This window comes from Acinetobacter sp. YH12049, assembly GCF_013419875.1.
GTDB classification, from domain to species: Bacteria; Pseudomonadota; Gammaproteobacteria; order Pseudomonadales; family Moraxellaceae; genus Acinetobacter; species Acinetobacter amyesii.
Genome location: NZ_VOZH01000016.1, coordinates 1 through 13,754, shown reverse-complemented (window position 1 = coordinate 13,754; position 13,754 = coordinate 1). Strand labels below are relative to the sequence as shown.

Below are 13,754 nucleotides of genomic sequence, written 5' to 3'. Positions count from 1 at the left end.
TCCTTAACGGATTGCTGTTAATTTAAGTTGGCCTTGATTGGTTAATACGCGGCCATCGACGTCTATTGCTGTTGCTAAAGGCGTTAAGAATAAATACTGGCTACCTTTAGGCACTTGAATCACGCCTTCTATTTTTTCATGATAAAGATGATCCGCTTCACCTTGGTTATTTTTAAATCCACCTGCGCCTTCCATGACACAGCCATTTCTGTCTAAAAATACCGCAAATGGCCAATAAAATGTAGGACTTTGTACTTTGGATGCAAATGAATGTATACGAATATTTTGTAATGGTGATTTTAGTTTTACGACTTCATAGTCAAATTCGTCCGACAACGGTGCTCGAGGCCATAAATTAATATCTTGAGCTAAGTCGAGCTCTTTGGCTTTCTTCATTTTTTTATTCGAAAAACATTGCTGACCTAAACCTTGAATGGTGTCAGCTTGTGAGACCCGATAATACGATGTGGCTAAAGTGATTGGGCCTGTATCTTCGGGTTGATTGCGTTTAAATAAATTATCAATGACGGAGCGACTGACACCTTTTTCACGTTCAATGGTTTGCATCCGCGTTTGCCCCATCTTGCTGTCAATAACGCCTTCGGGCATGGTGTAAAAGCGCTTTTTGCCTTCTAAGTTAAACTCTTTATCTTCAAGATATTCATTATTGACATACTTTTCACCAGCCATGGTCGAAAAGCCTTGCTCTTGTTTTGCCTTAGCCGATTGTTTTGAAGGATGATTTTCTAAGTTTTCACCTGAAGATTGTACGGCTTTATCAGTGCTAACAACTTTCTCAGCAAGGATCTTTTTTTCGACGATAGGTTTATCTTTTTCAGCCTGAACTTTGGCCTGATACGGAGCACTAGGTTGGGTTAGCTCTGATTGCTGTAACTTCTCTGTCCATGTTGTTGAAGGTAAGACTTTTGCTGAAGTATCTGACGCTTGTACTGACTTTTCAGATTTGGGAACTTTATCACCTGAGACGTTTTTAATTTTATCTACTGTGACAGCTTTAATTTCATCCCGTTTTTCCGGCTCACGTACACTTAAACGTTGAGACTTCAGTGATTCAACAGTCTGTGCTGTTGGACTCGTTTGACGTGTCATCGGTGTCTTGGTTTGAGACGGACTAATGCTTACAGATGGTTGAGTAATTTGTTGTACAGGTTGAGAGTCTATCGTTTTAGCAGTTGGACTTTCTTTAGGTTTCTTTGCTGGTTTTTCTTGCACTTGTACCACCATTGGGCGCCCATCTGGCCCAATAATGGTATGAAACGCTCCAGCGTTGGCATACGACACTTGCACCACAGACAGTGCAAGTAACGTTTTCATGAATAAAATCCTTTTCATTCTGTTTGCTTATCCTACCAACGAGTTCTGTAATTTAATCCTAGGATAGTGATTTTCGTATCGGTTTTTACATTCAGTCCAGCATATGGGTTTAAAAGTAAATTATTCACACCGGTTAAGTTTGCAAGACTACTAGTATTCGCTGGAATGTTATCTTTACTGCGTAAAAAGCCGATTGATAAATCTAAATCCGTATCTGCATCAAAACGATATCCAATCCCCATACCAAAGAGCTGCGCACCATTAATCGGGACCATGGTATTTCGCTTACCATCAGGAATAGACGTACTCCTTGGTTCATAGCCTGCACGTAATTTCAAACGATCTGTTGCAGAATATTCAATACCAATACCCCAGTTCCAAGGCGATGTAAATTTCAAAGGTAAGGCCAAAGAATTATCAGTCACATTTTCAGATAATAATTTTGCAATTTTCAGCGCTGAAATTTGACGGTCGAATTCAAAACGGAATTTGTCCCAAGCACGATAATCGGTCCACCCCACATCAAAATTGATTTGTAAATCAGGCATAACCTTATATTTGATCCCGGCCTGTACGTGCTGTGGATATTCAAAATCCATCGAAACCAAACCCGACTCCGAGTTAGGCACGGCATTTGGGAAACCTAAAATTGCAGCTAAAATTTGACCTGTTGGTGATGACATTAATCCCTTAATCATCTCCTGAGGCGCTTTTGCATTATGAATGCGATAACGACCTTTCATGCGCATTTTCGCTGCACTTTGGTACACCATACCAAAACTAAAATCTTCGCGTGGCTCCCACAAAACCCCTAAGTTGTAACTTGGGCTCAGTGACTGCTCTAAAGCCAATTCCATCTGACCAAATTTGCCAAATGGATTCATCCCTTCTTCGGTATTACACATCCCCAATAGCAAGATGTCGGTAATAATGTCCGAATTTTCCTTAAATGGTGTACAGACGACCTCATCAATCATCCTTAACATACCGATCAATTCATTAGGAAATCGTAGATCAGATTTCAATCCAATGGCTTGATAGGACATCCCTACACCACCACCAATCGATAGCTCATCACTAACTTGATAACCCACCGTTGGCGATAGATATGTAATACGCTCTAGAGCAACTTGTTGCCCCATGAAATTACCTGGGTTGCCATTTTCAGCACCAAAACCCGCGATCAAAGGCGCATAAACGGCTGATGCAAATGTTGCTTTAGAACCTGGTGGATTGTAGGCAATTCCCATCGTTGGCGCGGCAATGGGTTGTCCAGCACCAAAATCCACCATCTTTTTTAAGACAGGTACATATAGGGATGCATATTCAACATCACCAGAAACCTTATCTTTAAAGTCCGTACATATATCTGCCGTTACTTCAGGGCCATCATTACAGACCATTGGGTCATCAGAATAACCAAAGACGTTATAACCCGCAGGGACGGTAAATTCACGTTGAATATCAAAGTTTGCAATAATCCCCTGCATATCGGTTTGCAAACCTTCAATTTTGGTTAATGCTGCAGGGTTAAAATGCACGGCACTAATCCCCGGAGGATCAGCAGTCACTGCATTACCTAATGCAAGTGACCTTACATCAACTGAAAGGTTGGTACCCAATTGTGCAAAAGCAGCACTAGAACAGCCCGTTAAAACGATCGCACTAACAAGTGGGCTGAGTCGAATTTTACGCATACGACAGCCCTCTTAACGAAGTTTTTTTCCAAAACCTAGGATATCTAACGGGAAAGACAGTCCTAAAGACACATCTGGTGCATCTTCAGTTAAACCTAGCCCCACCGTACCGTTCACGATCGTATCCGGTGATACACGTACACCTAAAGAAATCGCTAGAGTTGAACTGGTTTGGTCTGCAGGTGAATAGGATTCACCACTGCTATACGTAAATTCTGCGCCAGTGTTGAAACTTTGTTGATATGACATGGTAAGGGAAACATCGTAGTTAAACGAGTATGCAAAACCGAATGCAAAACCGCCACTAACTCCCGGTTCAAATTCTTCAATGACACGCGTACCACGACGTTGGTTTAAACCAGTTTCTTTGAAACCATAGTTGGCTGAGACAGATGCAAACAACACAACGGGATCAATATATTTACGTGTGCTGGCACCGATACCTGCCGAATAGTAACCTTTACCTGTTGCTAGATCATTTACTGCATTGACTTCGTATGGACTATCACCAGTTTTCGTAGACAAATTACCAAATAAAATCAGTGGTAAACGACCTTGCTTCAATGGGAAGGGTTCCCAACGTGCACCTAAAGAAATATCCCCTAATCCAGCAGTTGAAGTATCTTTTAATAAATCAGTTTTTGCCACTAAAGGCACAGACGCCGAGAATGTCAAATTGTCCATTACACCGTATTGCACGGTAAATGTATTGGTCATTGAGTGTGTTGCATTCTCTTGTACACGGAGTTGATAAAGTTGGCCTTGTGCCATTTCCATATCAAGTTGAGTATCACGATAATAGGTATAATCGATATCGTAAAAAGATGATATTTCACCTTTTTTAATCAATGAATACTGACGATCATTCGAGCTAAATACTTCCTGTAAATTCGCTTCTTGACTCGCATCACCCTCTTGCTGTTGAAGTGCTGTCGATGCCTTTTCAGTGGCAGTAGCACTTTCTACTTGTGGTGCCTCAGCTTGTACTGGCTCTTCAACAGATTCATACTGTCCAATTTCTGGCTCGGCAGCAGCTTCTTGTGCAGTATCAGCTTGGGTTACAGCAGCAGGAGATACAGACTCTTCTACGACTGTCTCTTGTTCAACCGGATCATATTCTCCAAGGCTTGGCTCTTCAGCTGCATAGGCAACCCCCATCACCACCTGAATACTCATGGCTAGTATTGTTTTGTTCATCCATTTACGATTCATGTTCCTTCCCACCGTTTTTATTTTTTTAATCCTGACGCTTAGTTATACGCATTCATCTAATTATTTACTCTTATAGTAAAGCCTTAGAAAGTTGTAATTCGATTTACCATATGACTCCGACTCTTCATTCATATTTTTATCAAGTCGTATCGTAGATGCCTTGTCTGCAATTTTTTCCATGTAAAACTGCGGATATTGAATATCAACCAATGCATAACGGTTCACGGTTGCATCTTCAACATGTCGCAAGTCTGAATCTTGCAAAGCCAATAAATTTTTACGTTGCTCAGGCGCAACATTGATTAAGAATAATGTGTTGTTTTCCCATATTTCTTGGAATCGAACTTCATCGAAACTGATATTGCCCAGTGCTGGATCTGCAACATAAACACGCCCATCTTTATAGGCTTTAAACACCACAAAATGTTTAAAACCAGCATATGAAATGGGAACAATCGCAGGCTGACCTTGCTTAACTAGATCTGAAAACTCCCCTTTGTAGCCCCCACTTTCTAGCCCGACAGCAGCGACAAAACGTTTCATGTCTAATAAGGAGAAACTTCGACGTTCGATAATTTTTTCAGTTTCACCAAATTTCAGCAAACCATTCATGGTCTGTTGCTCAGTCAGCTGTGTACCTACATAACCATTTAATAAAGTAGTTAAGGCTGCTGAACCACAACTGTAGTCGTAGGCTTGCCGAACGATGCCTCGAAATTGATCTTCTATGGCAGGTTTAATTTTTACAGATTCACGGTGCATCCGAGTAAAGGAATCATTTCGTGAATCCAATGTTTCGGTATAGTGAACTGTTCCGACTGGCTTTTCTTTTAAATCGAAGGACTCTTTGGCAAAGTAATACATCAATGCCGAGCCTACAGCTATCTCTAACATATCTTCTAACTTTTAGTTATCGGCAATGATGTGCCTTTTTTCATTATTTTTTAGAGCTAATGCTCTACATCCATGTATTATGCAAGATACCTTTTTTTTTATAAAAAAACAGCATTTTTTTATGCTTTGTTGGGTCATTCCGCACTTTTTTGTAAAAAAAAGCGCGTGATCAACACGCGCCTTATTTTATTCTAAATTACTTACTAGAAATCGTAATCACAGAACCTGGATTATAAACACCTAAACTAGGGCTATAATATGTTTGCAAGCCTTGAACTTCGATATCACCAATTGAACCAGCGTCTTTACTGCCTAAATGAACACCTTTCACATAGTTATCAATTGGACCAGAGTTGCTCACCATTTGAATATATCCTTTTGATGCTCCTTCTGCACCATAAACACTAATATCTTGGTTAATGGTTAAGTCTGTTTTACCCGCATCAGCAACTTTTATGCTTTCAATAAAGATTTCACCAGCAGCACGTGTAGCGTTTTTAGTTGATGCATCCAGAATACCTAGATTTTGAATCTCTAAACCACCAATCATAGTTGTATTCAATTTGATCATTGCACCCTGTGGAGCTGCACCAAGTTGAATATTTGCAGCCATCTGACCTGTTTTCAAAGTTAAACCAGAAAGAATTGCATTGTAGTTGCTATCATCACCACCACGACGAATACCTGTTGTACCAGCCGTACCTGATGCAGTCACACCAATTTCACCAATTTTAATATCTAAGCCCGAAACTTGTGCTGCAATATTAACAAATGCTCCATCTTTTGCAGAATTACCAGCATCTGAGTCAATACGTAAATCAGCCAAATTATGACTTGCTAACAAAGCTTGTGAATTCGCAGTAATTACAAGACCATGCTTTTCATTAGCATCACCGGCTATCCCGTTCCCCTTAATTAAAAGAGCACCTGCTACACCTGTACCACCAACAATATTTGTTGAAGAAACTTCTGCATTTGCAGCAAAACCTGTTGGCTTAGGAGGAGTTGTAGTTGTATCAAAAGTAACTTTTGTACCTGTCACAACGTTTTTTGCATCAGTTGCTAAACCGTCATTATCGTGAATGTAAAGTTTCTCAATTGCAACTTTTGAAATACCAATCCCGATGTTAATACCATCTTGACCAGTGGTTGAACTAAGTGCAGCATCGTCCATTGCTTGCATAGCCATAGCATTCGCACTAAATGCGATTGAAGAAACTAGAGCTAATTTAGTGAAATTTTTCATACGGTACTCTCCCAAGAGTATTTATTTTTTTTGATTTTCAACCACTCGATTTATTCAGCTGTAATATTATTTTGTGACAACTGTTAAATCTTTCCTTGAGTTGTTTGCTCGCTCGATTAAATTATATCCAAGCTGAAATTTGTTCAACTGTCGTTGGTCGCAATCTAATTCTTACCGATAAACGGTATTTGCAAACCAAATAAATTAGGAATGGTATAAAATCCATTTTAGTCTTTATATTTAATTTCTCTGTTGATGCAAAAACCGATTTCTTTTAAAAAATTTATTCTCAAACAAACTGTTAGTGCTCAAAGTATTTTGCAAGCGCTTGCACCCTTGTCACATGTGATTTTTTTAGAAGATCAAAACCAACCTGTTATTTGCTTTTTGGCAAATCAATATCAGCAATTTAAGAATGATGAACTTAAAACTTATGTCCGTAGTCATTTAGATCAATATGAGGAATGTGATACTCAGCCCTTGCATGATATCGCTTTCCAAGATTTATGTTCAAACTTAGGCAGCGGGTTTTCTGGGGGCTGGGCTGGTTTTATTAGCTATGATTATGCATCGCAGCAACAGATTTCCCTGCATGCCAAAGTGCAACCTCGCTTGTTTTTAGGACAATTTTCCAGTTTTTTTAAATTAGAAGATGATGGTTGGTATTTTTATAGTTCAGATCATTCTGCAGCTATAATTTACGACTACATTGTTCAGTTCACTCAAACCGAGATCACTCAGCATCGATTTAAATTAACGCAAAAATGTACTGCAAGATGGTCCAAATCAGACTACACAAAAGCCTTTGATCAAGTTCAGGAATATATTAAAGCGGGCGATTGCTATCAAATTAATTTAACCCAAGAATTTACAGCTCAAGCTAAAGGTTCACTCTTAGATACTGCTCAAGAATTTTGGTCACTGACTGATGCACCATATTCAGGCTACTTACGTATTGATGATTTTGAAATTTTAAGTTGTTCGCCTGAACTTTTTATAGATTTTAAACCTGAACGCAAGATTATTACTAAGCCAATCAAGGGCACGATGCCTCGCTATGAAGATCCAGTTTTAGATGCGCACTCAAAACAACGGTTAAAATCATCTGAAAAAGACATGGCTGAGAATGTCATGATTGTCGATTTACTGCGTAATGATTTGAGTGTTTATGCTGAAACAGGCTCTGTAAAAACACCAAAACTTTTTGATATTGAAAGCTTTAATCAGGTGCATCACATGGTCAGTGAAGTTGAGGCCGTGCTGAAAACAGATGTACACCCTTTTGAGGTTCTTATGTCAGCACTGCCGGGCGGTTCGATTACCGGCGCGCCTAAAATTCGCGCGATGCAAATTATTGATGAACTTGAAGGCTCCCCGCGCGGCGCCTATTGCGGCTCGATGGGTTATTTTAATCACGATGGCACGGGCACTTGGAATATTTTGATCCGCTCTATTCAAAAATACCAAGATCAGGTTTCGCTGTGGGCGGGCGGTGGAATCACCATCGCGTCAGATTGCAATGCTGAATATCAAGAATGTTTTGATAAAGTCGAAGCGATGCTGGATTTGTTAAATACCTGGTATACGCCAGATTAAACAAAAAAAGCGATTCAATTGAATCGCTTTTTTATAACCCTCCCCTTGCGAAGCAGTGCTTCTCACCTTTTCGAAAGGAAGATTAGGGTAGATTTAAATTTATAGTAGCTTGCAGCAATCAAGCCAAAATATCGTTTTTAAGCGTATCCACAAGGCGCTGATTTTGTTCATCGGTGCCAATGGTGATCCGCAGGAACTGATTAATCCGCGGCTTATTGAAGTAACGCACAATAATCCCGCGTTCGCGTAATTCAGCAGCCAACTCACCTGCATCTTTAGATGGCAGTGAGGCAAAAATAAAGTTTGCCGCAGATGGCAATACTTTAAAGCCCAGCTCAGAAAGCTGCTCTACAAGTTTTTCACGGCTCACAATCACCTTGGCATTTTGCGCTTCAAAATACGCTTGATCCTCAAATGACGCCACGGCTGCTGCAATCGCAAAACGGTCCATCGGATAGGAGTTAAAGCTGTTTTTTACTGCCTCAAGCGCTGCGATTAAATGCGGCTGCGCAATCGCGAAACCCACACGCAAACCAGCAAGTGAACGCGACTTAGACGTCGTTTGACAAACCACAAGGTTTTCATATTTCGCAACCAAAGCCACAGCAGATTCTGCACCGAAATCGACATACGCTTCATCAATCACAACCACTGAATTCGGATTGGCTTGCAACACTTCCTCAATTGCAGACAAACCTAAAGCAATACTGGTAGGCGCATTCGGATTGGTAATGATGATACCGCCATTCGGCTGTTTATAGTCATCAATAACAATTTCAAAATCATCGTTCAGCGGCATAATTTTAGTATTGGCAGCTATACCAAAAAATTGGCTATATACCGGATAAAAACTGTAGGTAATATCTGGATACAAAACCGGCAGCTCTTGCACAAAAAAGGCTTTAAAAATGTGCGCCAGAACTTCGTCCGAGCCATTGCCGACAAAGACCTGCTCAACAGGTACATGCTGCTGTTTTGCAATCGCTTGCTTTAACTCAGACGCATCTGGATCTGGATATAAACGTAAAACGTCAGCAGAATTTGCCAACACTTTTTGAACTGCTTCCACCACTTTTGGCGATGGCGGATACGGGTTTTCATTGGTATTGAGTTTTAAAATATTTTGGATTTTAGGCTGTTCACCCGGTGTGTACGGCTCTAATTCACGTACATCAGGACTCCAAAAACGCATTTGTTCAGAGGTAATATTTGGCATTTTATTTTGCTCTTTTTCACCCTCTCCTAACCTCTCTTGCACTTCGCTTTAAAGGAATCCTTAAAGCTAGTTCAGGGAGAGGAATACTCATTTTATGAGATTTCCCCTCTCCTTTCAGGAGAGGGTTAGGGAGAGGTTTATAGTTTTGGAAAACTAAGTTTTTCACCTAGTCTATATTTAATTACTGATAACGATAGCGTGCTGAACGCGCATGTGCATCTAAATTTTCCTGCTGCGCTAATGTATCAGCCGTTTTCGCTAAAGTTTTCACGCCAGCTTCAGAACACATGATTAAACTTGAGCGCTTTTGGAAATCATATACACCAAGCGGTGATGAGAAACGCGCTGTGCCCGAAGTAGGCAACACGTGGTTTGGACCTGCACAGTAATCACCAATCGCTTCAGGCGTATATCGACCCATAAAAATTGCACCGGCATGGCGGATATCTTCAGCCATTTCCTGCGCTTGATCTAAGCACAGCATCAAATGTTCAGGCGCAACCTGGTTAATCAATTCAGCGCCTTCAGCACGGTCTTTGACTAAAACTAATGCACCACGGTTTTCAATTGAAGTGCGCGCGATATCTGCTTTAGGCAAAGCTTCTAAATGCTTTTCAATCCATTGCTCTACTTGATCTAAAAGATCCGCATCTGGCGTAATGAACACCGCTTGAGCCACAGTGTCATGTTCCGCTTGAGACAACAAATCCATCGCCAGCCATTCAGCGTTATTTTGACCTTCTGCATAGACCAAAATTTCGGATGGCCCTGCAATCATATCAATGCCAACTTGACCAAATACTGCACGTTTTGCTGCCGCAACAAAACGGTTGCCCGGGCCAGTGATTTTATCCACAGATGGGATGGTTTCTGTGCCGTAAGCCAATGCTGCAACCGCTTGCGCGCCGCCAATGGTAAATACACGGTGTACGCCGGCTAAATAAGCTGCCGCCAAAACCAATGGATTCAAATCACCGTTCGGCGCAGGCACCACCATAATAATTTCAGGCACGCCAGCAACATGCGCAGGCACAGCATTCATCAATACAGATGACGGATAAGAAGCTAAACCGCCCGGCACATAGATACCCACACGGTCCAGTGGTGTGACTTTTTGACCAAGCGTATTTCCTAAAGCATCGACATAGGTCCAGCCGTCTTGCTTTTGCGCTTGGTGAAATTCACGAACACGGTTCGCAGCAAGTTCTAAGGCCTCACGCACTTCTGAACTTAACCCCTCAAATGCTGCTTTCAACTGTTCTTGTGTCAGCTCTAATTCTGAGAATTGATGCGCTGGATGTCGATCGAACTGCTGTGTCAATTTAAGAACATGAGCATCACCATGCTGACGAACATCAGCAATGATTTGGTCAACGGTTTTTAAAAGTTCTGGATCATTCACAGTTTCAAAAGCCAACAAGTCAGCAAAAGCTTGCTTGAAGTTTTGATCTTGAGTCGATAAACGTCGCATCAATTTACCCACAAGGTAATCTATTGGAAAAGATTAGTTTACCTGTTTTACAGCAGCTTGTGGACATCTATCGCATGTGTTCATGTGGAGTTTTATTGAAAATAACTTTCGTTAAAATTGATGAAAATACAGTTTTAACATTATTTTTCAGTTTTCATAAAAAAACCGCCCAAATTTGAGCGGTTTGATCAGCATAGCTAGAAACTTAACAACTTATGCTTTTTTTGCTTGCTCGCGTTCTTCCACGGCTTTTTCTAGCTGTGCAAGAATTGGATTCAACAAAGTTTGTTTACGTTTAAAACTTGCTTTGTTCACGATTAAACGTGAAGACACTTTACAGATTTCTTCCAAAGGCTCTAAACCATTGGCACGTAAAGTGTTCCCTGTATCCACAACATCGACGATGTAATCACCTAAACCAACCAATGGTGCAAGTTCCATAGAACCATACAGTTTGATCACATCAACTTGCTCGCCTAAGCTTGCATAATATTGACGGGTCAAATTGACGTACTTGGTTGCAATCTTTAAACGACCTTTCGGACGAACCATGCCGACTTTACCAGCCGTCATTAACTTACAGTTGGCAATTTTTAAGTCCAATGGTTCATACACATTTTGTGCACCATGCTCCATCAGCACATCTTTACCTGCCACCCCAATATCTGCAGCACCATTTTCAACATAAGTTGGTACATCAGAAGCACGTAAAATTAAAATACGTACGTGCTTATGGGTCGTTGGAAAAATTAACTTACGAGATTTATCCGGATCTTCCAATAAGTTAATGCCAGCTGTTTCCAACAATGGCAAAGTTTCTTTTAAGATACGTCCCTTACTTAATGCTAAAGTTAAACCATGATCAAAATTGCCCATTACGTCAAAATTGGGATCATCGTTTCTCATATCGCTCATTAACTTACTCGCTTAATTTGGGCACCTAAACCTTGTAACTTCGCTTCAACATCTTCATAACCACGGTCAATATGATAGATACGGTCAATCAACGTTTCCCCATCAGCGGCAAGTGCTGCTAAAACCAATGAGAAAGAAGCTCGTAAATCAGTTGCCATCACGGGTGCAGCAGATAATTTCTCTACACCTGTAACAACAGCATCATTACCTTCAACCTGAATATTGGCACCCATACGTGCTAATTCAGGTACATGCATGAAACGGTTTTCGAAAATCGTTTCAGAAATTGTGGCAAAACCACGACCAATTGCATTCACAGCCATCAGCTGTGCTTGCATATCGGTTGGAAATTCTGGATGTGGTAAAGTCTGGAAACTAACTGCTTTCGGGCGTTTACCCATCATATCCAGTTCAATCCAATCTTCACCGCGCGTAACTTCCGCGCCCATTTCTTCAAATTTATCTAGCACAGACTCCAACAAGTTTGGATCAGTATGTGTGGTTTTGATTTTACCGCCAGTGATCGCTGCTGCAGCGAGATAAGAACCTGTCTCAATACGATCAGCAACAACGGCATATTCACAGCCATGTAGGCTTTCAACACCTGTAACAACCAAAGTATCTGTGTCCAAACCTTCGATTTTTGCACCCATCTTGATCAACATATTAGCAAGATCGGTAATTTCAGGTTCACGAGCCGCGTTACGAATGGTCGTTACACCGTCTGCAAGAACCGCAGCAGTTAGAATATTTTCAGTACCACCAACTGTGACCATATCAAAGACAACTTCGCCACCTTTTAGACGACCATCCACTTTGGCATGCACATAACCTGCTTCAACTTCGATCTCAGCACCAAGTGCTTCTAAAGCTTTTAAATGTTGATCTACAGGGCGTGAACCAATTGCACATCCACCCGGCAAAGACACTTTTGCACTACCATAGCGCGCCAATAACGGGCCAAGCACCAAAATAGATGCACGCATGGTTTTCACGAGTTCATATGGTGCAAATTGATTATCTAAGCTAGAAGTATCAGCCTTAACCGTATCACCTTCATAACTGATTTGAACACCTAAACCTGCGATCAATTTCACTAAGGTGTTCACATCTTTTAGATTTGGTACATTAGTTAATGTAATAGGTGTATCCGCAAGGATAGTTGCAGCGAGTAATGGCAATGCAGCATTTTTCGCACCAGAAATACGAACTTCACCTTCGAGCTTAGTACCGCCCTGAATCAGAAATTTATCCATTAATTATTAAGCTCCGAATAAGCTTGCTTTGCGCCATTCTTCTTTGGTCATTGCACGAATTGTTACTGCATGTACTTCACCGCTGGCAATGTAGGAGTTCAAAGGTGCATAAACAGATTGTTGACGAGCAACAGGACGTTTGCCTTCAAATTGATCATCGACAATGCGTAGATCAAATTTGCCGCCTTGCCCACTAACTGCAACCTCAGCTTCTGGAAAAGCAGCTTTTAAAATTTCAGTGAGCTGTTCACTATTCATCACAAGACCCCATATAGGACTAACGGTGTAAAACCCGTCATTTTACTATAAATCTAAAAAATAATTCATTAGTCACATACATTATATATAGGACTTACGCACTATTATTTAAAGATTCTCTGTGGTAGCAGATGATTTTTATCGAGAATAAAGTCATCAATGAAGCTTTTGATAATTGGTCTAAATAATTTCTTCTGCCAACGATATACATTTTCAAAGATCCGCTCAAACTGGTTCTTTTGTATCTCAACGTAGGCCATCAAGGCTGAAAAAATATGATTCAAAATCAGTTTAGATCGTCTTACCTGAAACTTTTCAATATGACAAACCTGTTTAATAACCCGGTGATATTGCTCTATTTTCCAATGACTTGAATGTAATTCATGAAAACCCTCAAAGGACAATAAATCATCTTCATCTTGATGTACAATATAAAACCTCTGCTGTTCTTTTAACTGAGTCTTAAATAATTGTACAAAGCCAAAATCTTTGAGCCAAACCACTTGACCCTGATGGAAATCTGGCAATAAACGCAGTTGAAACCATTGTCCTTTTTCTGGGGAAACCTTACGGTTACAGTCGATACCAAACATAAATCGAATACCATATTTTCTTATGGTTTTTAGATTTCCAGTCGATGAATACCAACTATCACCTG

General features: G+C 40.6%; 12 protein-coding genes. 1 reads left to right on the top strand and 11 read right to left on the bottom strand.

Features of this window, described 5'->3' with window-relative positions; translation table 11 throughout:
* Window positions 1-3: 3 nt before the first annotated feature.
* The 5 genes from filE to FTU05_RS08695 all read right to left on the bottom strand — a co-directional run bounded on the left by filE (window position 4) and on the right by FTU05_RS08695 (window position 6,384).
* Window positions 4-1,335: a putative pilus assembly protein FilE gene (gene filE, locus FTU05_RS08715; protein WP_257230101.1), complete on the bottom strand. Its 1,332-nt coding sequence runs from the start codon at window positions 1,333-1,335 to the stop codon at window positions 4-6.
* A 32-nt stretch (window positions 1,336-1,367) separates the two neighbouring features.
* Window positions 1,368-3,032, bottom strand: coding sequence for an OmpP1/FadL family transporter (locus FTU05_RS08710; RefSeq protein WP_078192369.1), 1,665 nt, complete (start codon window positions 3,030-3,032; stop codon window positions 1,368-1,370).
* A gap of 12 nt (window positions 3,033-3,044) precedes the next feature.
* Window positions 3,045-4,244 carry a hypothetical protein gene (locus tag FTU05_RS08705; RefSeq protein ID WP_180164990.1) on the bottom strand — a complete coding sequence of 400 codons (1,200 nt, stop codon included), beginning with the start codon at window positions 4,242-4,244 and terminating at the stop codon, window positions 3,045-3,047.
* 60 nt (window positions 4,245-4,304) lie between these two features.
* Window positions 4,305-5,138, bottom strand: a complete 834-nt coding sequence (locus FTU05_RS08700; RefSeq protein ID WP_180040850.1) for a C39 family peptidase — start codon at window positions 5,136-5,138, stop codon at window positions 4,305-4,307.
* A gap of 196 nt (window positions 5,139-5,334) precedes the next feature.
* Window positions 5,335-6,384: a DUF6160 family protein gene (locus FTU05_RS08695; protein ID WP_180164988.1), complete on the bottom strand. Its 1,050-nt coding sequence runs from the start codon at window positions 6,382-6,384 to the stop codon at window positions 5,335-5,337.
* A gap of 255 nt (window positions 6,385-6,639) precedes the next feature.
* Here FTU05_RS08695 and pabB point away from each other — a divergent pair, with 255 nt between their 5' ends.
* Window positions 6,640-7,980, top strand: coding sequence for an aminodeoxychorismate synthase component I (pabB, locus tag FTU05_RS08690; protein WP_180164986.1), 1,341 nt, complete (start codon window positions 6,640-6,642; stop codon window positions 7,978-7,980).
* A gap of 118 nt (window positions 7,981-8,098) precedes the next feature.
* Here the strand turns inward: pabB and hisC are convergent, their stop codons facing one another.
* From hisC to FTU05_RS08660, 6 genes are all read right to left on the bottom strand, one after another.
* Window positions 8,099-9,196: a histidinol-phosphate transaminase gene (gene hisC, locus FTU05_RS08685; RefSeq protein WP_180164984.1), complete on the bottom strand. Its 1,098-nt coding sequence runs from the start codon at window positions 9,194-9,196 to the stop codon at window positions 8,099-8,101.
* A 181-nt stretch (window positions 9,197-9,377) separates the two neighbouring features.
* On the bottom strand, window positions 9,378-10,679 hold the full coding sequence (gene hisD / locus FTU05_RS08680) for a histidinol dehydrogenase (protein ID WP_180063953.1): 1,302 nt from the start codon (window positions 10,677-10,679) through the stop codon (window positions 9,378-9,380).
* A 201-nt stretch (window positions 10,680-10,880) separates the two neighbouring features.
* Window positions 10,881-11,582, bottom strand: a complete 702-nt coding sequence (hisG, locus tag FTU05_RS08675; RefSeq protein WP_180021457.1) for an ATP phosphoribosyltransferase — start codon at window positions 11,580-11,582, stop codon at window positions 10,881-10,883.
* Window positions 11,582-12,838 (bottom strand): UDP-N-acetylglucosamine 1-carboxyvinyltransferase, encoded by a 1,257-nt coding sequence (gene murA, locus FTU05_RS08670; RefSeq protein ID WP_078191193.1) that lies wholly within the window; start codon window positions 12,836-12,838, stop codon window positions 11,582-11,584. The genes hisG and murA overlap by 1 nt, the downstream gene beginning before the upstream one ends.
* A 6-nt stretch (window positions 12,839-12,844) precedes the next feature.
* Complete coding sequence (ibaG, locus tag FTU05_RS08665) at window positions 12,845-13,096, bottom strand: BolA family iron metabolism protein IbaG (RefSeq protein WP_078191194.1); 252 nt, start codon at window positions 13,094-13,096, stop codon at window positions 12,845-12,847.
* 104 nt (window positions 13,097-13,200) lie between these two features.
* On the bottom strand, window positions 13,201-13,754 hold a 554-nt coding region (locus FTU05_RS08660; RefSeq protein ID WP_180164982.1), incomplete at its 5' end, for a transposase.

Bases quoted from the DNA above. Each gene is read 5' to 3' on its own strand.
- murA (WP_078191193.1), bottom strand. From the start codon at position 12,838: ATGGATAAATTTCTGATTCAGGGCGGTACTAAGCTCGAAGGTGAAGTT.
- ibaG (WP_078191194.1), bottom strand. From the start codon at position 13,096: ATGAATAGTGAACAGCTCACTGAAATTTTAAAAGCTGCTTTTCCAGAA.
- FTU05_RS08700 (WP_180040850.1), bottom strand. From the start codon at position 5,138: ATGTTAGAGATAGCTGTAGGCTCGGCATTGATGTATTACTTTGCCAAA.
- hisC (WP_180164984.1), bottom strand. From the start codon at position 9,196: ATGCCAAATATTACCTCTGAACAAATGCGTTTTTGGAGTCCTGATGTA.
- FTU05_RS08705 (WP_180164990.1), bottom strand. From the start codon at position 4,244: ATGAATCGTAAATGGATGAACAAAACAATACTAGCCATGAGTATTCAG.
- pabB (WP_180164986.1), top strand. From the start codon at position 6,640: ATGCAAAAACCGATTTCTTTTAAAAAATTTATTCTCAAACAAACTGTT.
- filE (WP_257230101.1), bottom strand. From the start codon at position 1,335: ATGAAAACGTTACTTGCACTGTCTGTGGTGCAAGTGTCGTATGCCAAC.
- FTU05_RS08710 (WP_078192369.1), bottom strand. From the start codon at position 3,032: ATGCGTAAAATTCGACTCAGCCCACTTGTTAGTGCGATCGTTTTAACG.
- hisG (WP_180021457.1), bottom strand. From the start codon at position 11,582: ATGAGCGATATGAGAAACGATGATCCCAATTTTGACGTAATGGGCAAT.
- FTU05_RS08695 (WP_180164988.1), bottom strand. From the start codon at position 6,384: ATGAAAAATTTCACTAAATTAGCTCTAGTTTCTTCAATCGCATTTAGT.